Annotated in this window: 20 protein-coding genes; 9 read left to right on the top strand and 11 right to left on the bottom strand. The window is 54.6% G+C overall.

Annotated features, from left to right (window positions below; all coding sequences use genetic code 11):
• The first annotated feature begins 53 nt into the window (after positions 1-53).
• On the top strand, positions 54-446 hold the full coding sequence (locus tag H6G52_RS13360; RefSeq protein WP_190528949.1) for a hypothetical protein: 393 nt from the start codon (positions 54-56) through the stop codon (positions 444-446).
• Positions 447-527: 81 nt separating this feature from the next.
• On the opposite strand, the gene H6G52_RS13355 is transcribed toward H6G52_RS13360, so the two are convergent.
• Both H6G52_RS13355 and H6G52_RS13350 read right to left on the bottom strand, forming a co-directional pair.
• Positions 528-860: a hypothetical protein gene (locus H6G52_RS13355; protein ID WP_099532102.1), complete on the bottom strand. Its 333-nt coding sequence runs from the start codon at positions 858-860 to the stop codon at positions 528-530.
• A gap of 83 nt (positions 861-943) precedes the next feature.
• On the bottom strand, positions 944-2,014 hold the full coding sequence (locus tag H6G52_RS13350) for a sodium-dependent bicarbonate transport family permease (protein WP_099532101.1): 1,071 nt from the start codon (positions 2,012-2,014) through the stop codon (positions 944-946).
• Between the two features lie 794 nt (positions 2,015-2,808).
• On the opposite strand from H6G52_RS13350, the gene H6G52_RS13345 reads away from it, so the two are divergent.
• From H6G52_RS13345 to H6G52_RS13315, 7 genes are all read left to right on the top strand, one after another.
• A complete protein-coding gene (locus H6G52_RS13345; RefSeq protein WP_190528947.1) occupies positions 2,809-3,729 on the top strand; it encodes a response regulator in 921 nt (306 codons plus the stop codon).
• A gap of 505 nt (positions 3,730-4,234) precedes the next feature.
• Positions 4,235-5,197: a hydroxymethylbilane synthase gene (hemC, locus tag H6G52_RS13340; protein ID WP_190528945.1), complete on the top strand. Its 963-nt coding sequence runs from the start codon at positions 4,235-4,237 to the stop codon at positions 5,195-5,197.
• A 205-nt stretch (positions 5,198-5,402) separates the two neighbouring features.
• Complete coding sequence (locus H6G52_RS13335; RefSeq protein WP_190354752.1) at positions 5,403-5,699, top strand: hypothetical protein; 297 nt, start codon at positions 5,403-5,405, stop codon at positions 5,697-5,699.
• A 337-nt stretch (positions 5,700-6,036) separates the two neighbouring features.
• On the top strand, positions 6,037-6,621 hold the full coding sequence (locus tag H6G52_RS13330; protein WP_190528943.1) for a TIGR04376 family protein: 585 nt from the start codon (positions 6,037-6,039) through the stop codon (positions 6,619-6,621).
• A 111-nt stretch (positions 6,622-6,732) separates the two neighbouring features.
• Complete coding sequence (locus H6G52_RS13325; RefSeq protein WP_099532713.1) at positions 6,733-7,467, top strand: SDR family oxidoreductase; 735 nt, start codon at positions 6,733-6,735, stop codon at positions 7,465-7,467.
• Between the two features lie 260 nt (positions 7,468-7,727).
• On the top strand, positions 7,728-8,912 hold the full coding sequence (locus tag H6G52_RS13320) for a metal ABC transporter substrate-binding protein (RefSeq protein WP_242026376.1): 1,185 nt from the start codon (positions 7,728-7,730) through the stop codon (positions 8,910-8,912).
• A 292-nt stretch (positions 8,913-9,204) separates the two neighbouring features.
• Entirely contained in the window at positions 9,205-9,921 is a 717-nt protein-coding gene (locus H6G52_RS13315; protein WP_190528940.1) for a TrkA family potassium uptake protein, read from the top strand.
• Here H6G52_RS13315 and H6G52_RS13310 read toward each other — a convergent pair.
• From H6G52_RS13310 to dapF, 4 genes are all read right to left on the bottom strand, one after another.
• Positions 9,878-11,527, bottom strand: a complete 1,650-nt coding sequence (locus tag H6G52_RS13310) for a sodium:proton antiporter (protein ID WP_190528938.1) — start codon at positions 11,525-11,527, stop codon at positions 9,878-9,880. The genes H6G52_RS13315 and H6G52_RS13310 overlap by 44 nt on opposite strands.
• A gap of 199 nt (positions 11,528-11,726) precedes the next feature.
• Positions 11,727-12,926, bottom strand: coding sequence for an aminotransferase class V-fold PLP-dependent enzyme (locus tag H6G52_RS13305; RefSeq protein WP_099532709.1), 1,200 nt, complete (start codon positions 12,924-12,926; stop codon positions 11,727-11,729).
• Between the two features lie 211 nt (positions 12,927-13,137).
• Complete coding sequence (locus H6G52_RS13300) at positions 13,138-14,331, bottom strand: hypothetical protein (RefSeq protein ID WP_099532708.1); 1,194 nt, start codon at positions 14,329-14,331, stop codon at positions 13,138-13,140.
• Positions 14,332-14,454: 123 nt separating this feature from the next.
• On the bottom strand, positions 14,455-15,303 hold the full coding sequence (gene dapF / locus H6G52_RS13295) for a diaminopimelate epimerase (RefSeq protein WP_190528936.1): 849 nt from the start codon (positions 15,301-15,303) through the stop codon (positions 14,455-14,457).
• Positions 15,304-15,315: 12 nt separating this feature from the next.
• Here dapF and H6G52_RS13290 point away from each other — a divergent pair, with 12 nt between their 5' ends.
• Entirely contained in the window at positions 15,316-15,531 is a 216-nt protein-coding gene (locus H6G52_RS13290; RefSeq protein ID WP_099532706.1) for an RNA-binding protein hfq, read from the top strand.
• A 168-nt stretch (positions 15,532-15,699) separates the two neighbouring features.
• Here the strand turns inward: H6G52_RS13290 and H6G52_RS13285 are convergent, their stop codons facing one another.
• The 5 genes from H6G52_RS13285 to H6G52_RS13265 all read right to left on the bottom strand — a co-directional run bounded on the left by H6G52_RS13285 (position 15,700) and on the right by H6G52_RS13265 (position 22,702).
• Positions 15,700-16,656: an FTR1 family protein gene (locus H6G52_RS13285; protein ID WP_190528934.1), complete on the bottom strand. Its 957-nt coding sequence runs from the start codon at positions 16,654-16,656 to the stop codon at positions 15,700-15,702.
• 426 nt (positions 16,657-17,082) lie between these two features.
• A complete protein-coding gene (locus H6G52_RS13280) occupies positions 17,083-17,910 on the bottom strand; it encodes a M48 family metalloprotease (protein ID WP_099532704.1) in 828 nt (275 codons plus the stop codon).
• 225 nt (positions 17,911-18,135) lie between these two features.
• Positions 18,136-19,911 carry an ABC transporter ATP-binding protein gene (locus tag H6G52_RS13275; protein WP_190528932.1) on the bottom strand — a complete coding sequence of 592 codons (1,776 nt, stop codon included), beginning with the start codon at positions 19,909-19,911 and terminating at the stop codon, positions 18,136-18,138.
• A gap of 30 nt (positions 19,912-19,941) precedes the next feature.
• A complete protein-coding gene (locus tag H6G52_RS13270; protein ID WP_190528930.1) occupies positions 19,942-21,351 on the bottom strand; it encodes a GNVR domain-containing protein in 1,410 nt (469 codons plus the stop codon).
• 49 nt (positions 21,352-21,400) lie between these two features.
• Positions 21,401-22,702: a polysaccharide biosynthesis/export family protein gene (locus H6G52_RS13265; protein WP_190528928.1), complete on the bottom strand. Its 1,302-nt coding sequence runs from the start codon at positions 22,700-22,702 to the stop codon at positions 21,401-21,403.
• Between the last annotated feature and the right edge of the window lie 414 nt (positions 22,703-23,116).

Below are 23,116 nucleotides of genomic sequence, written 5' to 3'. Positions count from 1 at the left end.
GCAAGGTATCTTGCAGGCATCCTCTTCCAAGTCAAGCTTTGATCATTGCCATGATGGATAGCTATCCTGGAGAACTTGAAGCCCTAACGCTATTGGGTCTGGAGATCGCAGGGTTGACCGTTGGTGGGTTGCTGGCCATTAGCTTCCTGTTAATCTCAATTTTTGTGCGCCGCGACAAATCTCCCGGCGTGATCAAGGCATGGGCGATCGCCGCCTTATTGATCTTCATCATCAACGTCTTCGTCTATAGCTGGTTAATCGGGCTTGGTCGCGATAACCTCGTCCGCGATGGCGAGCAACGACCATTAATCACCCCACCCCCAGTCTTGTTTGTCAGCATGAGCCTGATTAATTCCCTCGGGCCCAGCGTGAGTGTCCTGAGTCCGATCGTGGTGTTTTGGGTGAAGCACCCTCCCCGTTCTCGACATTCGCCCAGGCAAGATTAAATATTAAAAAACCGGGGTCATCCCCCGGCTCTCGTGATCAAAGTTGTGTTTCAAAACTGGTTGCGTTTCAAAACTGATGGACTAGCAGCCCTCGGGCCCGCAGAAGCTGTGCGCATACAGCACCTCCGCATCACAGATATAGATGATGCCTGCGTAATTCAGGAAGAACTCCACCGCCACGCGATCGGCGATCGCCTCAGCCAGGGTGCGAGTGTCGGTCAACACCTCAAACTTGATATTCGCTTGGGTGTCGGAAACATTGGGCTGCCCGGACGATCGCACGTTGCGGCTGCCCTTGCCGCCCGTTTCCAACACCGTATACCCTTTGGCCCCGCACTCTTCAATGATCTTGGCCACCTTCTTCAGCAGCACCTTTTCGGTGATGATGACAAGCTTTTTGGCTGGTTTAGCCATGTTGGTTACCTCTTTTGTCTACTACTCTAACGAGTCTGTCGGGCCGTGAGAAAGCACCGACAGACCCCACATGCTTGGGGCGACTAACCCCCGAGTGCTTGAGCCAGCCCGATAAAGAATGGAATGCACAGACCGATCGCGATCGGCGTACCAACGGCCGTGGAAGCACCAATGTAGGCGGAAGGGTTCGCCGACGGGATCCCGGCGCGCAAGGTGGGCGGGCCCGAAATGTCTGAGCTAGAGGATGCAATGACCGCCAGCACAACCACACCACCCAGGCTGAAGTTCATCGTGTAGTGAGCAATCATGCCCAAACCAAAGGCAATCAGCCCATGGAGAAAGGGAGCCACCACACTGTAAACAACGTACCACTGAGCCACTTTGCGCAGTTCGCCAATCCGCGACCAAGCTTCCATCCCCATCACCAGCATCAGGATTGAAAGCAAACCCCGGAAAGCCGGATCGTAGAAGCTTTCGTAAACGCTTTCCGGCTTGGTGAGAATCCCCAAGGCCAAACCGAGCAACATGGCAGACAAAGCGGGCCCTTGCAGGCTTTCTTCGATAATCGGCCAGATTTTGACCTTACTATCACCCTGCTGCTGGTCGCGATATTCCTGACGGGTGCTGGGCTGCTCCTGAAAATCCGCAGCGGCGGCTTTGCTGCGCTTTTTCTGGTTGAGATAAATGTTGGCTACAACAATTGCCGTGACCAGCGCCGGAATATCCATGAAGGGATAAAGTGCGCCCGCCCATGCTTCATACCCAATCTTTTGTTCTTCGAGCAGGGTCAGGGCTGCCGCCATGGTGGAACCACTGACCGCCCCAAACAAGCCACCCGTCGCGATCGCATCAACGGTCTTGACCTTTGGTAGTTTGGCCAAGGTGTAGCGGGCGATGAAGACAACTAGAATCCCTACAGTTGCTGCAAATATAACCGGTAAAACCATTTCGGTCAGGTTGGAATTCCGGATTGCAATTCCACCGGTTAAACCGATTTTGGTGAGCAACATGAAGACGATGATTGTACAAATCGACTCTGGAATTACCAATTGGCTTCCGAGTGCTGCAATCACCATCCCCCCAATCAAAAAACCCAGTGTGGGGGACTGCAACTGAATAATGAAGTCCTTGACGAAAAGGGACAAGAAATCCACGGATACCTCCTAGTCCACTGCATGAACTTTAAAAGCGTTAAAGAAAGTCAGAGGGAGGCACTTCATGCCCATAGTGCAGGTGTTGCCCAAAAAACCTGTATCTAGGGTGTTGAGAAGGGGCCGATCTCCAGGCGGGTCTCGAAATAGTTGTGTTGAACTAATTTCTATAGACTCGTCCATCAGTTTTCTATAGATGGGTACGTGATGTAAATCCTTATGGGCGCTGGATTATCTTGAAAAACTGATTATGGGGTAAATCAGAACAAATATCGTGATGCTTGACTTTTAATGGCTTTGAATAATTGATGATTGGGATAATTAGAGCAGCTAATTGTTGGATCAATCAAGGCAAATATATTTTTCGTTAGCTCGGGATGCATCAGGTAATTGTCAGGTAATTTTTTGTCTCATTTGGCCTGTAGGTTCTTGACTTTGATACCGGATTTTGCTGAACCGGCTAGTTTCCGGCGACGATTTTCCGCCTATGGAGGGCGAAACTGTGGCATTGGGGCGGGTTGGGGGCAATGCCTCACGGGTGTGGTTCCCCGGAATTCATGCTAGGACTGAGGGGGTATGATTTTGGGGCAATGGCTGCCCGGTGTTTCCCGGAACGGCCGCGGCGGTTGAGGAGTATGTCAAAATGCTCTCTGGATTGCCGCAACCCGTTTTGCGCCGTATTTTGCAAGCCGGTTGATGGTTGGTTGCCCGCCATTAATCAGGCCCCTAGGGGAGGTGTGATGCATCCTGTTTCGATCGCGATCGCACCCTATTGCCCCTGATGCACCCCACTTGCTATGAACAAACTCATCGTTGACCTCGAAGGCCTCCGCGAACAGTTGAAAAGCGCTCGCCGTCCCCCCAAACCCAAGATGCTCGTCGTCGATGACGAGCCAGATAATCTCGACTTGCTCTATCGCACCTTCCGCCGAGATTTCAACGTGCTCAAGGCCGAAAGCGGGGCCCGAGCCTTGGAACTGTTGGCCGAGGAAGGGGAAGTGGCTGTCATCATTTCCGATCAACGGATGCCAGAGATGAAGGGAACGGAGTTTTTGAGTAAAACCGTGCCCCAGTTTCCAGACACCGTGCGGATTATTTTGACGGGCTTCACGGATGTGGAAGATCTGGTGGAGGCGATTAACTCAGGACAGGTGTATAAGTACATCACCAAGCCTTGGGATCCTGATGAGTTGAAAACCGTGGTGCAACGGGCAGCCGATAGTTACGATTCTTTGAAGAATCGTTCGATCGAGCTGGAACGGGCCCAGGCGCAGATGCAACTGTTGGCGGCAATTTTGGCCGCGGCCGACAGCGGCACGTTTGAGATTTGTGCGGAGCGGCTGGCGACGGCGTTTGTGGAACGGTTCGAGGCCGATCGCTGCACCATTCAGCTCGTGCAAGAAGGGCAACTGGGCAACCACGGCGGCCAAGCGGGAGCTGCTTCTCTGGTGGGCGATCCGCTCAGCCAGCAGGCCATGGTGGAGAAAAAGCTGCAAGTGTGTTTGAATGCGACGGCGAATGCGGATTTGGCCGGAACAGCATTCTATCAAGAAGGCGGGGTAGCAACCCATGTGGTGATTCCAGCCATCTATCGCGATTCGGTTGGGGCTTTGGTGTCGTTGCAGTTTGCCAATCCCATCACCCTGGAAGAAAGTGAAGCAACCCAAATGTATTTGGCAGTGCAACAGGCGGCCTTTGTGCTGACCACGCTGCCCTAGCACGGCAAGCGGATTTTGAGCTGATTTCGATCGGTCAACTCAGATCAACTCAGACCAACTCAGATCAACTCAGGTCAATTCAAATAACTACTGCTGTTGCCAGATCGCTCACCAGATCGCTCGGCAACAAGGGGCTGGCGCATCTTGTTATAACGACTGACTCCGCAACGTTGACCCCATGAATTAAGGTAGCCGCGCTACTCGGTTGGGTTGTGAATTTTTGGGGAGATAGATTTTTGGAGGCTTGATCCCCTTTGGGGTGATTGTTAACGAACATGTCGATCGCTCGATCGCGATCGCGCCCGAACGGTACGCTAGACCGCGCCTGATCCCACCGGATGCTCGGGTTTGCTTCTCCCAGTTAGCGAGCAAAGTCCCACAAAAATTCCAACCGGATGCGCCCGATGGCGCTGAGGGGTGGCCAGATTGGCTCGATCGTCCGCCAACTGCCGATCTAGACAATCTGAGGATTGCAACTAACGTTCGTTAACCGACCTCCAACCGTATGTCCGTCGCTAGTCCCACCCGTACCATCCGCATCGGCTCTCGTAAAAGCCAATTGGCTCTTGTGCAAACGCACTGGGTACAAGGAGAATTGCAGCGGCATTTTCCGGACATTACGTTTGAGGTCTGTGCGATCGAAACCCAAGGGGATAAGGTGCTGAACGTGGCCCTGTCCAAAATTGGGGACAAGGGTTTATTTACCCGCGAGTTGGAAGATGGAATGCGCGACGGGATCTATGATCTGGCGGTGCATTCCCTGAAGGATTTGCCAACCCGCCTGCCGGAAGGGCTGACCTTGGGTTGTGTGACAGAACGGGTGAACCCGGCTGATGCGGTGGTGCTCCATGCCCAACACAAGGGCAAAACGCTCGACCAATTGCCCGCAGGCGCTGTGATTGGTACGTCGTCCCTGCGGCGGTTGGCTCAGTTGCGCTATCACTACCCCCATCTGAGCTTCAAGGACATTCGCGGCAATGTGAATACTCGGCTGAAGAAGCTCGACAGCGGCGAGTATGATGCGACGATTTTGGCGGCGGCCGGTTTGCAGCGGATGGATTTAGCCGATCGCATCGATCAGTTGTTGCCGTCGGATGTGTCGCTCCATGCGGTGGGCCAGGGGGCCTTGGGCATTGAGTGCCGCGAGGGCGATGAGGACATTTTGCGCGTGCTGAAGGTGCTGGAGCATGAACCCAGCAAGTGGCGCTGCTTGGCGGAACGGGCTTTCCTGCGCGATTTGGAAGGGGGTTGCCAAGTCCCGATCGGGGTGAATACCAGCTTGGAGGGTGATACCCTGACCCTGGCGGGCCTGGTGGCCAGTGTGGATGGCAAGCAACTGATCCAAGACACCGTGAGCGGCCCCCACACCAGTGCTGAAGATCTGGGCACGGAGTTAGCCCAAAAACTGCGCGCCCAAGGGGCCCAGGAAATTTTGAATGAGATCCTGGCTCAGGTCAATCGGGGCTAAGGGGTTGCCTGCGGACGGCTCCTGATGTGGATCCTGATGAGGCGATCTTGGGCCCACAACCTGAGTCCATCACCTGAGTCTGTGGGTTTTGGATGTCGGTTAATTCGGTTCGCTGGGTTAACCCGGTTCATATTGAATTTCGCTTGAGGATCCTGGGGGCGATCGGGCAAGATGGAACTGTCTTGCTCGATCGCCCCTTTGGCTCATGGATATTGCCAGTCTTTTGCTGCGTGCGGCCGTTGCTCACATTCCCCAAACGGTGATGATTCCCCTGTGCTTTGGGTTGGCTTGGTATTTGGTGGCCGTTCTGGTGCGATCGATCGCCAGCTTCACCCAAGAGGGCGTTTCGCGGGTGCGCACTTTGCACCAAATTCCCTGTGCAGACTGTGCCTTTTTCACGGGCGACTACCACCTCAAATGTCCCGTCCGTCCCAGTGAAGCCCTGTCAGAAGCGGCGATCAACTGTCCAGATTTCCAGCCCAAAACCACTCCCCTGGCTTAGGGGAGGTCTGAGCAAGATTTTTGGGCACAGATCAAGCCAGCATCACCGTCGGGGCAAGGGGCTTAGGGGGTGTCGTCAAATTGCCTAAACCCCTGATAACCTCGCTCTTCAAACCAATTAGTCGTAGGGGCGGGTCTCCCCAACCAGCCCCGTCTTTCCTTCGCTCCCTTTATCCCGAATTCACGTTAACCCGGACGATCGCCTCAAAGCAGCCCCCGGGCTGGGCGAGGATTGAAACTATCCAGTTTTCCCCATCTACCCCATCTAAATGAATGTTATTGAAGTGCAGCGCCCGGCCCCCAGGCTGGGCGAGGATTGAAACAAAAGGAGCGATCGCGTGAGTTTGCTCGATGATCTCAGTCAGTTTTTAGAAGCTCGGCTAGAAGCCTTTCTGCGCGAACATCCCGAGCTAGAGTTGCGGGCCCTAGAAGAGCAACTGCGGGAACAGGAAGCCGATGCCAAGCGATCGATCGGGGAATTACACACCCAAGAACAGCAACTGAAAGCCGACATTTGGGAAACAGCCCAGGACGTGCAGCGCTGGCACATTCGCATCGAAAAAGTGGAAGCCGCCGGAGAACACCAACTCGCCGCAGCCGCCCGCGAACGAGAAGCCGCCCTCTTGCGCAAAGGCAATCAACTTTGGGGACAAATGCAGGGCATTAAAACCCGCATTGAACAGTTAGAAACCCTGGTCTCGCAACTGGCCAGCAAACGGCAAGAGGTGGCCGCGCGGGCTGCCCAGGCCGATGCGCAAACCCAGACCCAAGCCAAGACCCGCACCAGCCGATCGCCCTGGGACAGCAGCGATCGGGCCAGCTACAGCAGAGGAATGGGAGCCGATCCCCTAGAGGAGCAGTTCCAACGCTGGGAAATGGACGAAGAACTAGAGCAACTGAAGCGCCAAATGGGCCGCCCTTAAGGGTTTGAGCAAGGGATAGCGGCTTTTTTAGCCGATTCAACTGCTTCGGCCTCCAACGGCCGTGCTAGCTTAAGGATGTAACGGTTTGTAAAGAAAAGTAACAACCCGATCGTGCAAGACTGGCAAAGCAAGCTCAAAGGCAAAGTAATCGTCATTGTTGGCGGCACAGGGGGCATTGGCGCAACCCTGGCTCGCAAACTAGCAGCGGCTGGAACCTCGTTGGTGTTGGCGGCTCGGGGAACGGAACAATTGGCGGCCCTCGCAGCGGAACTGCGGGGAACGGGAGCTACGGTGTTGGCGGTTCCCACGGATATTACCGATGCGGCTCAGGTGGCGAATCTATTCACCCAGGCGATCGCCCAATTTGGTCAGATTGATGCGCTGGTCAATGCGGCGGGCGCGGGAATTCTCAAACAGTTTAATAAGCTCACGGAAGCCGATCTGGATCAAATGTTGGCGGTGAATTTAAAGGGCAGTTTTCATACTTGCCAAGCCGCCATTGAGGTGATGAAAGATCGCAAGATGGGGCATATTTGCAACGTGATCGGCATTTTGGGCAAGCACTCTATGGCCATGGGTGCGGCCTATTGTGCTTCCAAGTTTGCGCTCACGGGCCTCAGCAAATGCATGGCCGATGAAGCCCGGCGCTACGGGATCAAAGTCACACTGTTCTATTTTGGTGGCATTGATTCACCCTTTTGGGACAACGTGAGCCTCAAGGTCGATCGCACCAAAATGTTGTCCACGGAAACGGCGGCCGATGCCATTTTATTTGCTCTCAGTGCAGAACCGCAGGCCATTCCCATGGAAATCAATATTCAGCCGGAAAGCCATCTCTTTTTCTAGGCATCTGTGAATATTCACGAATGAATATTCACGAATGAATATTCATCAGCCATTGAGAATAGCAATTTAGCGCCCCCATTCAAGGCAGTTGCTCAGGGAAAAAACCTGCTGATCGATCGCCCCGCTCCGCCATTGACTCGCTTTGGCCGATTGCTCTATGCTTGCGATTGAGAATGATTCTCATTCTGGATAATCCTCTGAATCTGGGCGTGGGCCAACCAGAGGCATAACCGCAAGCTTAGGTGTGATTGATGGGTGGGATGACTCGAACCATGGCGGAACGGCGATCGCGCAACCGGAGAATCGGGCGGATGCAATGGCCAGCGATCGCCCTTGGCCTGGCCCTGCTGGGAACGGGTTGCGGCACTGGAGCCAACTCCGGGGCAACAACCCCCAACGGCAGCAGCACCCCAGCAACCAGCACCACCAACCCCGATCGCCCCAAGGTGGTGGCCAGTGGCGGCGTGGTTTGCGACTTGGCCCAGCAAATTGCGGGCGAGACGATCGACCTCACCTGTTTGGTGCAACCCGGCCGCGACCCCCACACCTACGAACCCACCCCCAGCGATCGCGCCGCGATCGAGTCTGCCAGTCTCGTGCTCTATGGCGGCTATGACTTTGAAGGGGGATTAACCAAAACCCTCACCAGCGCCCCCACCCAGGGCCCCAAAGTGGCAATTTTTGAAAAAGCTGTTCCCAGTCCGCTGAAGATGGCCGCCCATGATCATGACCATGGCCACGACCACGGCCATGAAGATGACCACGACCACAAACACGACCACAAAACCGAAGCGGCCGCCAAGCCCGAGGAACATGATCACGACCATGATGCAGATCCAAAAACTGCCACTGGGGCAGCGGCGGAACTGGTGGCGGATCCCCACGTGTGGCACAGCCCCCAAAATGGGCAAAAACTAACGGCGATCGTGGCGGCCCAACTGAGCCAACTGATTCCCGCCCAAGCCGATCGCTATCAACAGGCTGCCCAGGCCCTGACCGGCGAACTGCAAGCGCTCGATCGCTGGATTCAAACCCAAGTGGCCACCGTCCCGCCCGATCGACGGCGACTCATCACCACCCACGATGCCCTGCGCTACTATGCCCAAACCTATGGATTTGAGGTGAAAGGGGCCCTCAGCGGTCTGAGCACCGAAGAGCGACCCACCCCCAGCAAGTTGGCGGAACTGGTGAAACTGGTTAAGGCGGCCAATGTGCCAGCCATTTTTGCAGAAGCTTCCACCAACCCCAAGACGATCGCCACCGTCGCTCGCGAGGCCGGCGTGCAGGTGGCCCCCAACCCGCTTTATATTGACGGGCCCGGCGCACCCGGCACGGCCGGATCCACCTATCAAACCATGCTGATTAGCAATACTTGCACGGTGGTGAATGCCTTGGGAGGCCAATGTGAACCCCAGACGGCTCCCCTGGGAAAATCTCGTTCTTGAAACCCCGTTCTTAAAATTCAAATCTCAAAATCTGGGTCTCAAGGTTTGGGTCTTGAAGTTGAGTTTCTAGAATTTAGTTCTTGAAGTTAAGTTCTCGATTTTTGGCAATCAAAATTGAAATTTTGGAGCCATATTTTTCACCACTTTTTGAGATTTAACTTTGCTCTAATCTTGGATTACACTTCCTTGATGAATACATTGATGAATACATTCAATTCATCAGCTTAAGGAAGCAATTTCATCTCTGCGCTAACCTGAGATATCCAAGATTTGCGAGGCGAGTACAACAACCATGTACGTTCTCATCGGCGGCGCAGGAATGATGGGATTGCGGTTAGCCCAACAACTCCTAGAGCTGGGGCATACTGTTGCTGTGATTGACAAAGATCCCTTAGCCTGTCGATTTGCTCGCGAACAAATCGGGGTGATGGCCTTCGAGGGTAGCGCAGTCAGCACCGCAGTGCTCCTAGAAGCTGGGATCCGGCAGGCCAATGCGGTGGTAGCAGCCCTAAGGGATGATGCTTTGAATTTGGCGCTCATCACCTTATCCAAAAGCTACGGCATTGCCCACACTGTTGTTCGGATGCTCGATCGCGAGTTTCTGGATGCTTATCGTTTGGCCGGCGCTAGCCACATCATCAGCACCATTGATTTGGCAGTGGCCACGATGGCCAACGCGATCGAATACCCAGAAGTGGAATCCATGATGCACTTTGAACAGGGTCAGGTTGAAGTGCTCAAATTACCCGTTCCCAATGATTGTTATGTGGTCGATCGCACGGTGGCCCAGATTGCCCAAGATCCCGATTTTCCAACGGGATCTCTGATCATTGGTTATCAAAGTCATGCCTGTAGCAACTTAGAAATTCCCAATGGTCAAACAGTCTTGAAAGCTGGCTCCACCATTTTGGTTGTGACCCGGCCGGAACTCGTCCGGCCGATGATCAAATATCTTGGACTCACTGCTAGTCATCGCTCAGAGACTGAAGCTTCTGATCCAAAGCTTTGATGTAGCGTTGCACCACATCTTCCGGAACAATTCGCTTGCGCAGGGCATCGTTAATTGCACCCTTTTCCGCAATAATTAACTGTCTTCGCACCACATCCAATTGGTTGGGATAATGCAGACCCAAATGGGCTTGGTGTTGGTTATAGACCTCCCTCAAAACCCGTTCTGATCCAGCGACTTTGGCTTGATAAGCAGCCCAAAGCTCCTCATAAGTTGCTTTTGGTAAAACGCCAGCCTTGAGTAGCTGGGCAAGTTCATCCTGCGCCGCCTTGGCCCCAATCAGTTGAATCTGTAATTGGCCAATTTCCTCGGATATGCCATTGCCTTGGCCGATGTTGAGCTGCTTGATCAGCCAAGGCAATGCCAGTCCCTGAATCACCAACGAAAACAGGACTGCCCCAAAAACCAGTTCAATAATGAATTCCCGGCCAACAAAACCCACAGGAATAGCGATCGCCAATGCCATGGACAGCGATCCCTTAATATTGCCGAGCACTAGGACATGTTGCCAACGGAGGGGAATCGGGCGATCGAACCAGCGCAAGCCGGCCAGCAATGAATAAACAGAGATGATGCGTCCCAATTGATAGGCAATGATCACCAAAATAACGGCCGGGAGAATTTTCCAAAGGGTGAGGGGATTAATTTCAATGCCAATCAACAGAAAAATGAATGTATTAACACTAAAACCTGCATATTCCCAAAAGCTGAGCAGCGTGATCCGATAGGAGGCTGATGTGGCTTGGGGCAAACCCAAATTACCAAAAACCAAACCAGCAATCACGACGGCTACCGCACCGGAAACACCCAAAAACTGGCCCAGTTGAAACGTGCCTAAAGCCAATGCCACAGTTAGCAACAAACTGCTTAAGGGATCTTGCAGGCGATTAAAAATCGGCAAGCAAAGATAGCCTAAAACTGCGCCTAGGAATGCACCGCCCAGGGAAACCAACAGCATCTCTTTGATGCCTTGACTGACGGTAATGCTACCGGTGGAGTAAATGACCAACAGCAGATTGAAGGAAACTAAGGCAGCGGCATCGTTAAATAATGTTTCGCCTTCAACGATCGTTGAAAGCCGTGAAGGCACTCGCAATTCCTTAAAAACCGCGATCATGGAAACGGTGTCGGTGTTAGCCAAAATTACACCGACCAACAGCGCATTAATCCAATCCAGCCCTAGGCTCAGTTTCACCAAAACAGCAATGATCCCTGAGGAGAGCAAGGAGCCAGGAATTGCGAGCAGGGCGATCGGTTTGAAGGTGCTGCGAAGACGACTAATATCCGTGTTGATTGCCGCTTCAAAGATCAGAATTGGCAGGAAAAGATTGAGCACCAGCGATGGATCCAGGCCAAGGCGCTGGGATAGCAAGTCGGTGATGGGTAGCCCCGCCAGCACCAAGCCGGTGACATAGGGAATTCTCAGCCGCTGCGTCACCAGGGCAACGGTGGTTGCCAGCAAGAGCAGGATAGTGAGGATATTAATCAGTTCGGGAATGCTGCCGATCGCTAGACTGCTGACCGCTGCGTTGGAATTGTGAACTGAATTGCTGTTTGCTAGGAATTGTGGCCAGGAGGAAAGAGTCAGCAACCAATCATGCTTCATGCGGTTTTCTCCTAGATAAATGAGGAAGGTTAATGGCAAATTTACCCCGCTCTGATCTGGTTTGGAGGGGGGTAGGTATGGCCAGATTTCTGGCGAGCTGTTACGGTCGATCGCCCGGTCGATCGCATAATTAAGCCGATCGCCCGATTACAATCCCAGGCCGAACAGTTAGGTTAAATAGGTCAAAGTTAAGTCAAAGTTAGGCTGCTACGAGCGATCGAATCAGTTCCGCCAGTTGATCGACTTCCGCTTCTTGGGTGAAGTAATGAACACAGGCCCGCGCACAATCGGGATTGGGCAGGGTTCGGAGCAAATATTTTTGTTTTTCCAGGGTGGCCACGAGCGATCGAGCGTTGTGGGAGCCGCTGACCTTGAAGGAAATGAGGCCGGTTGGCGGCGGGTATGGCAGCCAACATTCCACCTGGGGAATGGTTTGCAGATGTTGCCAAAGGCGGCCGGCAAGCTGCACGATTCGATCGTACCGTTGCTGGGGTGTGCCCCAACGGCGGTGCAAGTCCAGAGCCGATTGGAGACCTAGCCCAAGCGCATAGGCGGAGGTGGCCACTTCAAAGCGTTGGCCGGTAGTTTTGTGGCCCGTGGGGTTACCCTGGCGATCGGCCGTGATGCCACGCCAGCCCACGAAGGTCGGCTCCAGGCTCGATCGGGGATTAACATACAATCCCCCCAACCCATCGGGCCCACAGCACCACTTGTGGCCTGTGAAGGCATAGAAATCAATCTCTAATTCCGACAGATTCAAGGGCAACAGGCCCACCGATTGGGCCGCATCAACCAGGATTTGCACAGAGGGCTGTTGGTGGCGGCAAGCGCGGGCAATGGCTTGCACATCGAGAATTTCGCCCGTATTCCAAAGGGCATGGCTCACCAGCACCAAGCGGGTTTGGGGATGCAGATGGGCCAAAATGGCTTCCACGATCGGTTGCTCAGGGACTCGATCGCGCAGGGGAAACTGATCGATCGTCACTCCCCAACGCTTGGCGATCGCTTGGGCGGCGGCCACCACCCCCGGATGCTCGGAATCGCTAATCAATAGCCGATCGCCCGATCGCCAAGGCAATCCCCAAAGGGCAATGTTGCAACCAGCCGTCACATTCTCAGTCAGGGCGATCGTCTCCGGACTCACCTGCAATTCCTGAGCAATGGTTTGGCGGGTGGCGGCCAGTTGCGCATCAACCCAATCGCCCACGGCGCTGCTGAAGGGGCCCAATTGCTGCATCGTTTGCCAGGCTTGCACCATGGCTTCCAGGGATCCTTGGGGTAGTGGCCCTTGGCCGCCGTAGTTGAAATAGGTTTTGTTGTCTAGGGCGGGGAATTGGGAACGCACCTGATCAATGCTCCAGGGTTCTCCGTTCCTAGGTTCTTGGTTCGTTTGTGCCATATTCCTGTTGCCCGCAACCACCATGTTTCCAAACGCTCCTGCCAATAGGCTGCTAGTGGGTTTCAACTAAACCCTTATGCAGTCAGTCCCAAGGTTTTTACTTTGCTGTTTTTTGCGGTTTCTATTCCGCAGTTTCTATTCCGCAGTGTCTGTCTCGCAGCCGCTATCCTGATGTTTCGAGGTGGCGGGTATGAGCCAGGTTGCGTGAATCTTAACCAGCAGCCCAGTCGCGATCGGTTGCCCGTCGTTTGGTGTCATTCAAAGACTGTTTGACCCGCTCCAAAACCCAACTGAAGGTTTCAAAAACCTGCCGGAGCGATTGTTCATCCCGCAGGGTTGAAAGGCTGAAGTTGGGGGCCCGGCGTTCTCGTGAGTCCGGCGGGAGGGCCAGGCCGATCGAGCTGAAGTGGCTGCGCAATTCCATCCATTCGTCATGGCGCGTGAAGGGATACCAAGAAGCGTAGGTGCTGGAATTGATTTCCAAGCCCCCATCAATCCCCACTTTGAACAGCTCATGGGACTCGCCCCGCCCAAAATCACACATGGCCACAAACCCGCCGTAGGTGTCGCCCGTGCGCCAGTAAACCTCCACATTGGGATGATCGCTACACCACTCGTAAATGTGGTGTGCAATGGCGGCTTCGTCTTCCCCCTGGCGGGTGCTGAATTCTTGGAAGAAGCTGTCTTCGTCCCAACGCCGCCGATCGAGGGCGGGGGAAGCGCTCTTGGAGTCGGTCATGCGCCCAATTAATCGGGGCACGAGGGTGCGAAATCCTTCATCGCTCACGTATTGGCGCAGCTCGATCGCCTGAACTTCTGCCGGATCCATCTGGGCGTTCAAAAACTCCACCGTCCGCACCAGTTCCGGCGAGAGGGCATCGGAAACCACCACAATTCGGATCCGGCCCGCTTGCAGGTTAGTTTTCACCTGTTGCCAAAAGCGCTCTTCTTCCTCGTCATGGCCCAGGAAGTCTTCCACCACTTGATCGGGATCCCGATCGTTGGCGCGGCAGTTGGCTTCAAATTGGGCCAGCATGGTTTCGATCGGCCAATATTGCGACAGGTTCGCAGCATATTCGATCGCCTGGCCAATCAGCTCTTGGGCCTGTTGACCGCCGCCGCGTCCGTGGCTGCAAAACACCTCCACCACCGTAGGCACACCGCTGCGATCGAGAAAAATCCGATCCAGAGACCAGCGATCGGCCCGTTCGTCATCAAAAATCACCGTGTTCTGGCGAGTGATGGCCAACCAGTCCTGATCACGGTTAATGAGGCTGCGATCGCCAGCCAATAGGTTGGGGTAAGTTTCCAAGAGTTCCTGAAGAAGCGTCACCGACCCATAGGGCTGCTCCATCATCTCCACGAGTCGCCCATCATTGCGTACGAAGTAAATTCCGCTGCTCATGCCTATTGCTCTTCAGTTGCTGCCGTGAACTGGTGATCGCCGGGGGCCATGGCGGCCCCCAATCCTTAGCACCGCTTGGGCGACGGACTCATTGGCGACGGATTAACTTGACCCGGGGCCGGATCACCAGCCCCTCCACACCCCGTTAAAAACCGCTTCTGCCGGCCCCGTCATGAGGATCCGATCGCTCACAGCATCCCAGGTGATCTGCAATGGGCCGCCGGGAAGCTCCACCGTAGCCACTCGATCACTGTGGCCATTTAACACGGCTGCTACCAGTGTTGCACAGGCCCCCGTTCCACAGGCCAACGTAATGCCCGCGCCGCGCTCCCAAACCCGCATTCGTAGATAGTCGCGCCGCACCACTTCCACAAATTCCACATTGGTTTTTTGGGGGAAGGCCGGATGGCATTCGATTTGCGGGCCAATGGCGGGCAGGTCGATCGCGCTCACATCCTCCACAAAGGTGACACAGTGGGGATTTCCCATGCTGACGGTGGTTACTGTCCAATCCTGGCCAGCGGCCGTGAGCGATCGGGCCAGGGCCGTTTCGCCCGCTGTGCCCAAGGTGGTGGGAATCCGCTCGGCCGCCAAAATCGGCTGGCCCATGTCCACGGTCACCTGGCCATCGGCCTGAATGGTGGGAATAATGGAACCCGCCAGCGTGTGAACTTTGTAGGTTTTTTCGGTATTGTCCAGGCCTTCCAGGGCCGCTAAATATTTGGCAAAACAGCGAATGCCATTGCCGCACATTTCCGGTTCGGAACCATCGGAGTTAAAAATTCGCATGGTGTAATCGGCTCCCTGCTCGCCGGGCAGCACGAAGATCACACCGTCGGCCCCAATGCCAAAATGGCGATCGCACAGTTGCACGGCCTGCTCAGGCGAGAGAATTGGCTCTGCTCGATCGCGGTTATCCAGCAGAATAAAGTCATTCCCTAATCCGTGATACTTTGCAAACGCAAGTCCCATTGAGCACTCCCTATGGCTGAAGAATTTAATACTGGGCTGCCCAGCACCCGTCAAGTGCAGACAGCCATTAAGAATAAGCAAGAAGTGGAACTAAAGCTGCTAACCAATGACCTGATTGCAGGCAAGGTGAGGTGGCAGGACAGTGATTGCATCTGCATTGTTGACCATTACGACCAGCCTACAATCGTTTGGCGACACGCGATCGCCTATCTCAAGCCCAAGGCCTAGGGGCAACTCAACGGCTCATTCAGCGACTGAACTGGCTGATCAGCGAACGATTGATTTTCCATGTCCCAGTCGTCATAACAAGGGGCTTAAGCCCCTTGTCCCCCACGATCTGCCAAAGGTGGAATCAGGGTTTCAGGCGATTTGGTTCAGGCGATTTGGCGACAGGCCCTAGCCTTGACCCGATTGGGCAGAAGACTGGGCCGGCGAAGCTCCGGCCGGGGCCGCAGGAGAGCGCTGGCCCCGCAAACTGCGGAAGTAAAGGGTTCCCACGCCGCCTAAAAAGAGGCCATACCCGATCGCCTGAGCCAGGTAGAGATGGTCACGGTAGCCAAAGAGGGTTTTGAGCAATACACCCGGCAACACCCGATCGCTCAAGGTCGCTGACCAATCCCAAACCAGGGGCCCCAGCAAGCAGGAATCGCCCCCCACAGCACAAAGGCCAGCCCAGGCAGGATGCAGTTGCCCCCAAAGCACCGTCGCCGCGTCCAGGTGCTTGAGCACGGAAATCACCAACGCGCCCACCACCAGCAGCAGAATTGTGCCCACCACTTGGAAAAATCGGCGCACGTCAATCTTGATGCCAAAGCGGAATAGCAGCAGCCCCATGATGGCGGCTCCGATTACACCCGCGATCGCCCCCACGGCGGCCCCGAGGCTTTCCTGAAACTGGGCGGCAATGAAAATGACCGTTTCCAGTCCCTCTTGCAGCACGGCGGCCGTGACCAAGCCAAAAATTTTCCAGGAGGCCCCCGCTTGCTCCCCGATCGCCCGCTGCACAGAGGATTGCACCTCTCCTTTCAGTTGTTTGGCCTGCTGAGTCATCCAAACCAACATCCAACTCAACAGACCAATGGCGATCGCCCCCAGAATTACTTTTAAGCCTTGAGTCCAAAAGGGGGCCCAAGGGGCAACCGATCGATCCAAGGCCCCGAAGACCCCAGCCAACCCAACGCCCACCAAAGCACTCAGGCACAACCCCGCCACAATCCCCCAAGCCACCGATCGGTTGAGGTGGGTTTGGCCCGCTTGTTGCAAACAGGCCAACACCAAGCCAATGATCAAAACCGCTTCAAACCCCTCGCGCAGGGCGATCGAAAAGGTTGGCAACGCATCCACAAGGTTCATGGCGGGGAAACCCCAATAGCATTAATCGTTCAGCAATCGTTCAGCAATCGTTCGGCGCTCTTCTCCAAGCTAGCGAGGAATGGCGCAATTGGGCAAGACAAGAACAAGATCGGCCGGCTAATTAATCGGATATGAATTGGTTGATTGCTGGGTTAATTGCTGGGTTGATTGCTGGGTTGATTACTTAGCTAATTGCTTGCTTGATTGACTGAGCAATAATCTCGAAAAGCATTCTTAAAAATATTCTCGCAAAATATTCCCCAAAAATATTCCCGCAACATTCCCAGAAAGATACTCAAGCAACTTGCTCAAAAGTCTTCATCATCAGAATTGCACAAAAAATGGGCGATCAAACCGCTTTCACGACCCGATCGCCCCTCAAAGACAACGAGCAAAATCCCTAACGCAATGGACTAAACCAACTCCCTAGCGTCCTGCCAAACGGGCCAACGCAGCAATTCGAGACTCCGTGGAAGGATGGGTGGAAAACAAGTTGCGCAGCCAGTCTTTGGCGCTGGGGTTAATGATCAGCAAGGGCGAAAAGGCGGGATTACCCTCCAAACGGGTGGCATCAGCCATCGTTTCCAAGCGCTTCAGGGCCCGAGCCAAGGCCATCGGATCGCCCGTTAACTCTGCGGCTCCCGCATCGGCCGAAAACTCCCGCGTTCGGGAAATGCCCAGTTGAATCACCGTGGCAGCGATCGGGGCCAAGAGCATGGCCAACAACCCTGCAAGCGGATTGCCCCGATCGCGATCGCCCCCAAACCACATGGCCGCCTGCGCCAGGTAAGAAATCGCGCCCGCAATGGTGGCCGCCACCGCCTGAGTCAGGGTGTCGCGGTTGCGGATGTGGCTGAGTTCGTGGGCAATCACCGCCGCCAACTCATCTTCCGGCAGAATTTCCAGAATCCCTTCCGTCACAGCCACCGCCGCATGGTTGGGGTCACGACCGGTGGCAAAGGCATTAGCCATCGGGCTGGGGATAATGTGCAGGGTGGGCACGGGCATTCCCGCGCGATCGCACAGTTGCTCCAGCATGGCGTAAAGGTGGGGCGCTTGCGATCGATTCACGGGCTGGGCCCCATAGGCCGCCAGAGCGATTTTGTCCGAATAGAACCAGGATCCCAGGTTCATCACCGCTGCCAAAACCAGCCCCAGGAAGGCCCCACGAGCACCTCCAAACAAAAGACCGCTGGCAAAAATCAGCAGGCCGCTCATGCTGGCGAGCAAAACCGTGGTTTTTAGTTGATTCATAGCACCAAACCGAAAGAAGAAATCGGCATCGGTGTTTGGAGTTTGGAAATCCGAAGACCGGCCGTTGCTTCAATTCTAGGAAGGATTCGGGGATGCGCACGCGGTGGGAATTGCCCCGCCGGAGGGTGGTTTTCCGCCATTTCCCCGATCGCCCTTAATGGTTGACATCAGATTCCAGGAACTCTGATCCCACTGCCTATCGCCAGATGGCAATGACGACAGCCCCTAAGCCGCCTGATCGCCGGTTTGCAATCGCCACAATTCGGCATAGATTCCGTTGCGATCGAGCAGGTTTTCATGGCGGCCCGATTCCACCAATTGCCCCTGATCCATCACATAGATACAGTCCGCATTGCGGATGGTGGAGAGGCGATGGGCGATCGCGATCGTGGTGCGATTTTGGGTGATTTTATCGAGCGATCGTTGAATCGCCGCTTCGGTTTCGTTGTCCACCGCCGATGTGGCCTCGTCCAAAATGAGGATGGGGGGATTTTTCAGAACCGCCCGGGCGATCGCGATCCGTTGTCGCTGCCCACCCGACAGCTTTTGACCCCGCTCACCGACAATGGTTTCGTAGCCCTGGGGAAGTTGCTGAATGAAATCATCAGCTTCCGCAATTTTGGCCGCCGCTAGAATTTCATCCGGGGTGGCGTGAAATGTGCCATAGGCGATGTTTTCAGCCACCGTTCCATGGAACAGAAAAACATCTTGACTCACCAAACCAATGGCTCCACGCAAGCTTTCCAGGTCGATTTCACGGGTATCAATCCCATCAAGCAAAATAGCGCCATCGTTAATTTCATAAAGACGCAGCAGCAGCTTCACCAAGGTGCTTTTGCCGGAGCCAGTGGCCCCCACAATTGCAATCGTTTGACCAGCGGGGATCGTGAGGGAGAGATTTTGCACCACGGGCGATCGACCCCGATAGGCAAAGGCCACGCGATCGAGCACAATTTCGCCGCGAATCTCCGAAGGGGCAAAGGTTTTGGTCCCTGAATGGGCATCAATGGGCGTATCCAACAAATTAAAAATTCGCCGAATAGAAGCCATGGCTCGCTGATAGTTATCCAGGGTTTGACCCAAAGTAGTGAGGGGCCACAAAAGCCGCTGAATAATGAAAATTGAGGTGCTATAAACCCCGATCGACATGCGCCCCGCGGCCGCTTCCAAACCGCCCACCACCAAAGTGGCCGTGAACCCACAAAGGATCACCATCCGAATCAATGGCACAAAGGCAGCGCTATAGGCGATCGCCCTTCGGTTGGAACGACGGTAGGCATTGCTATCGATCATTACCCGATCGTGTTCATAGCGCTCCGCCGTGAAACTTTTGATGGTTAAAATGCCACCCAAATTATTCGCCAACCGGGCACTGAGCAAGCCCACGGTTTCTCGCATTTCGGAATAGCGAGGGGCCAAATTTTTCTGAAAGGCGATCGATCCCCACAAAATAAATGGCATGGGCAACATGGATAGCCAGGCCACCTGAGGCGCAACCGCAAAAAAGCTACCCCCAATGATCAAAACGGTCGTGGTCACCTGCAAAACATCATTTGCACCCGTGTCTAAAAAACGCTCCAACTGATTGACATCATCATTCAAAATTGAGAGCAACTCTCCAGTGCTGCGCTCTTCAAAATAAGCCAGCTCCAAGGATTGCAAATGGTCATAGACCTCCAATCGCAAATCATGCTGAATAGATTGGGCTAAATTGCGCCAAACGCGCTTGTAGGCATATTCAAAAACAGACTCCAAAATCCAAATCAGCCAGGTTAAAACCGCCAGCACCAGAAATTGCTCGGTGATTCCCTGAAGCCCCCAGGAAGCCAACCAGGAATCCTGCCGCTGCACCAATGTATCAACGGCTAAACCCAGCAAAGCTGGTGGAGCCAGGTCAAAAACTTTATTCAAAACCGAATAGGCTGTCGCTTGCCAAAGCTGACGGCGATATTGCGGCAGGTAAAGAAATAAACGACGAAGGGGATGCAAAGCCTGAGTCATGGGAAGGGGCAACGTAAAAACAGTAATTAATTAACTCATCTTTTTTTCAGAACGCGATCGAGAACTCCAAACTTCCGCAATGATGATAATTGCAGAAGCCATTAAGGTGCTGCCAAATAACCCTAGGGCTAAAACCTTGACCTTGCCACCAGAAGATGGTTTACGAGGCACAGTCGCTGGCTCTAAAATTCTGGTGCTGTTGTTGCGCTGTTCTTCCTTGACCAGGAGTGTTTGCAAATTGGAAAGTAGGGTCTCATAGGTTCCTTGGGCGGCCTTTAGCTTGCGTTCCAAATAACGCTGCTCTTGTTCAATTTTGGGCAAGCTACGGCTCCGTCGGAGATATGTCGATCGGCTGTCTTCAAAGGACTTGAGTTTATTGACTGCGCTCACTCGCTCCGTTTCGGAGTTGAGGTATTGCTGAATTAAAGTCACCCGCAATTCCCCAGCCTGTAAGAAGCTGGGCGGAACCACTTGCCGATCGCCCAGGGTTTCTTGAATTCGCTTTTGCAAAATGTCTTGCAACTGCCGCTCCCGTTCCATCAACCGGGAAACCGTGGGGCTGCTGTCCGTAAAGCGCGATCGTTGCTCTGCGAGTTCTTTTTGGGTGTCTTGCAAATCCACCAAAACTTTCTGAACACTGGGGGACTGGCTGACGGCTGCCACCACCACAGCTTCCTGAGGAGAAAGATTGAGTTGACGGCGCAAGACTGTGGCTTTGGCCGCCGCTTCCATCGCTGCGGCTTCTGTGTTGGTAATTTGCTCATCGAGCAGCCGCAGAGCCAGCACCGAAGTTCGCGCTTCCTCTTCTAAATTAATCACCTGATTTTGTTCTTTGAATCGCTGAAGTCTCAGTTCCAAATTTCGCAGTTGCTTTTCCACCTGTGGCAACTCGCGGGACAGAAAAATGCGAGCCTGAACGGTGTCTTCTCGGGCGATCGCCACGTTGTTATTGCGATAGACCTCAATCACGGAATTCACAACCGCCGCCGCCAACTCTGGAGACTCATTGACATAGGTAATGCTGACCACATCCGTTGCGCCAATGATCTTGACTTCCAGCGCTGTCTTCAGCTCCCCTGGCCCTAAGGGTTCGCCTTTTTTATCTCGCAAGTCCAGCTTTTTGATGGTGCGCTCTAGTAATGGTTCCGAGAGCAAAATTTCCATCTGATTACTGATGGGACTCTGGTCAACCAACAGCGATCGCAACGGATTATCCGACTCATCCCGTGCAAGACCCGTCAGCTCTTGAGTGGAGTCAATTCTGAAGAGAATCTTGGCTCCAGCCTCATACACAGGCTTCACGCGCCGAGCCGCCAACACAGAACCACCCATGCCCAAAATAAAAACACAAGCAGCCGGTAGCCAGGCCCGTTGACAAGCCTTAAGGATAAGCCCTAGGGGATTGAAGTCGATCGCCTCGCGGGATGTCTGGGACTGCATAGGGTTCAGGTAATGAAATCGAAGGCCGAGGGCTAGGCAGTTTATTGAATTACTGAAAATCGGGAACGCTGGGGGCCAACAGGCGACGCAGGTTCGAGAGATTATCCACAGGCGACAGCAACACCCGCAGGAAGTCTGTAATCCGGGTCACGCCATTGGTGTTAATCACCACGATGTCGTTGTTCAGCAACAGGGGATTGGTTTCCTCATTCAGGCCGGCTTGCAGGTCAATGGGGATGCGGCGGGCGGTGGCTGACCCATCAGGATTAATCCGAATCAGGTCAACTTGGCTGGAGACGGCGCGGGGGCGCAGGAATCCGCCGGCCGCCAAGACGGCCTGATTAAGGGTGGCGTTGGGTGGCAGCTTGATGAGGCCGGGGGCTTTCACTTCGCCAACCACGTTCACCCCGATCGTTTCGGGGGCAAAGCTGGCCCGGGCCACGCGCGAAACTTCCTCGGAAGAAAAGGTGCTGGCCTTTGGAATCATCAGCATGTCTCCATCCCGCAGCAGGATATTTTGGCTGAGGTCGCCACTTTCCAGCAGTTGCCAAAGGTTGAGGGTTTGGTCTTGGGGAGTGCCGCTGGGATCTGAGCGCCGGAGGCGGATGTTACGAATATCGGCGAGGGGGGTGATGCCGCCGGCCGCCACGATCGCCCGAGTCACGTCTGGCCATTGAAGGGGTAACTGATTGGGCGCTACGTCCCGATTGCTGACCTCGATCGCGTAGGAGCCGGGCCGATTCACTTCCCCAGAAACGCCAATCCGAACCGGGCGGGGCGTTAAAACATTGACGGTGATGATCGGGGTCTTGACGAAGGGGCGATAGGCCTGGCTGAGGGCACTGGCCAATTGCTGAGGAGTTAAGCCTCGGGCCCGCACAGAACCAATCCAGGGCACGGAAATCGTGCCATCAACCAGCACCAGGTAGATACGGTTGCTGAATTCGGGCACATCAAAAATTTCCACCTGTAGCCGATCGCCCGTATCCAGTTGATACCCATCGATCGGGGGCTGAAGCGTTGGATCAAGCACGGAACCCGCCGAGGTGGACGTGGGAGCCAGCAGCAGCCGGGGCAAAGGCTGAAGGGTTGCAGAATTCGGCGTGGAGTTTGGCGCGGAGTTTGGCGTGGAATTGCCGGAGGTGGAGTTAGCCGATGGATTAAGGGTGGAATCGGGTGCTGCAACGCTGGAGGGGCCGTCGGGCGCACTGAGGGCCGGTTCATCAAAAGGGCCAAGGGGCTGGGCCGCCACGGGCTGGGCGATCGATCCCCAACAGCAACCACCCAAAATGCTAACAAGCAGTGCAGTTATTCGACTCGACGGCCGAGGGCTTTGAAGCAGGGCTGACATAGACAGCAGAGGATTGAGCAAATGCGCGGGCAAGGGTTTAAGTGACCATAGAACGGTAACTGCGCTGCAATGCACCCGATTCTTGAATGAGTTGCGTCAATGGAGCGATCGCACTGGTTGAGGGGTCTTGGTGGGCGGCCTGCGCCCCAATCCCAGTCACGATCGGGAATTGGGGCATTTTGAGGAATTTCCCAAGATTTGCCCAAGATTTGCCCAAGATTTGCCCAAGATTTGCCCAAGAAGTGATCGTTTCCAGGGAATCAACTACCATCGCGACCATCATAATCTGACCGATAGCGAGGATGGTGCTCAGGTTAACTCATCCATTACTCCCCCTGGGGATCGGCTGCAAGGAAACTTGCCCATCGCAGAATCCGATTATTCTTCACGGGGCGATCGGGATCAATCGCAATC

Origin of the sequence: Limnothrix sp. FACHB-881, assembly GCF_014698135.1 — a bacterium.
Lineage (GTDB): Bacteria > Cyanobacteriota > Cyanobacteriia > CACIAM-69d > CACIAM-69d > CACIAM-69d.
This window is presented reverse-complemented; position numbering and strand designations above follow the sequence as displayed.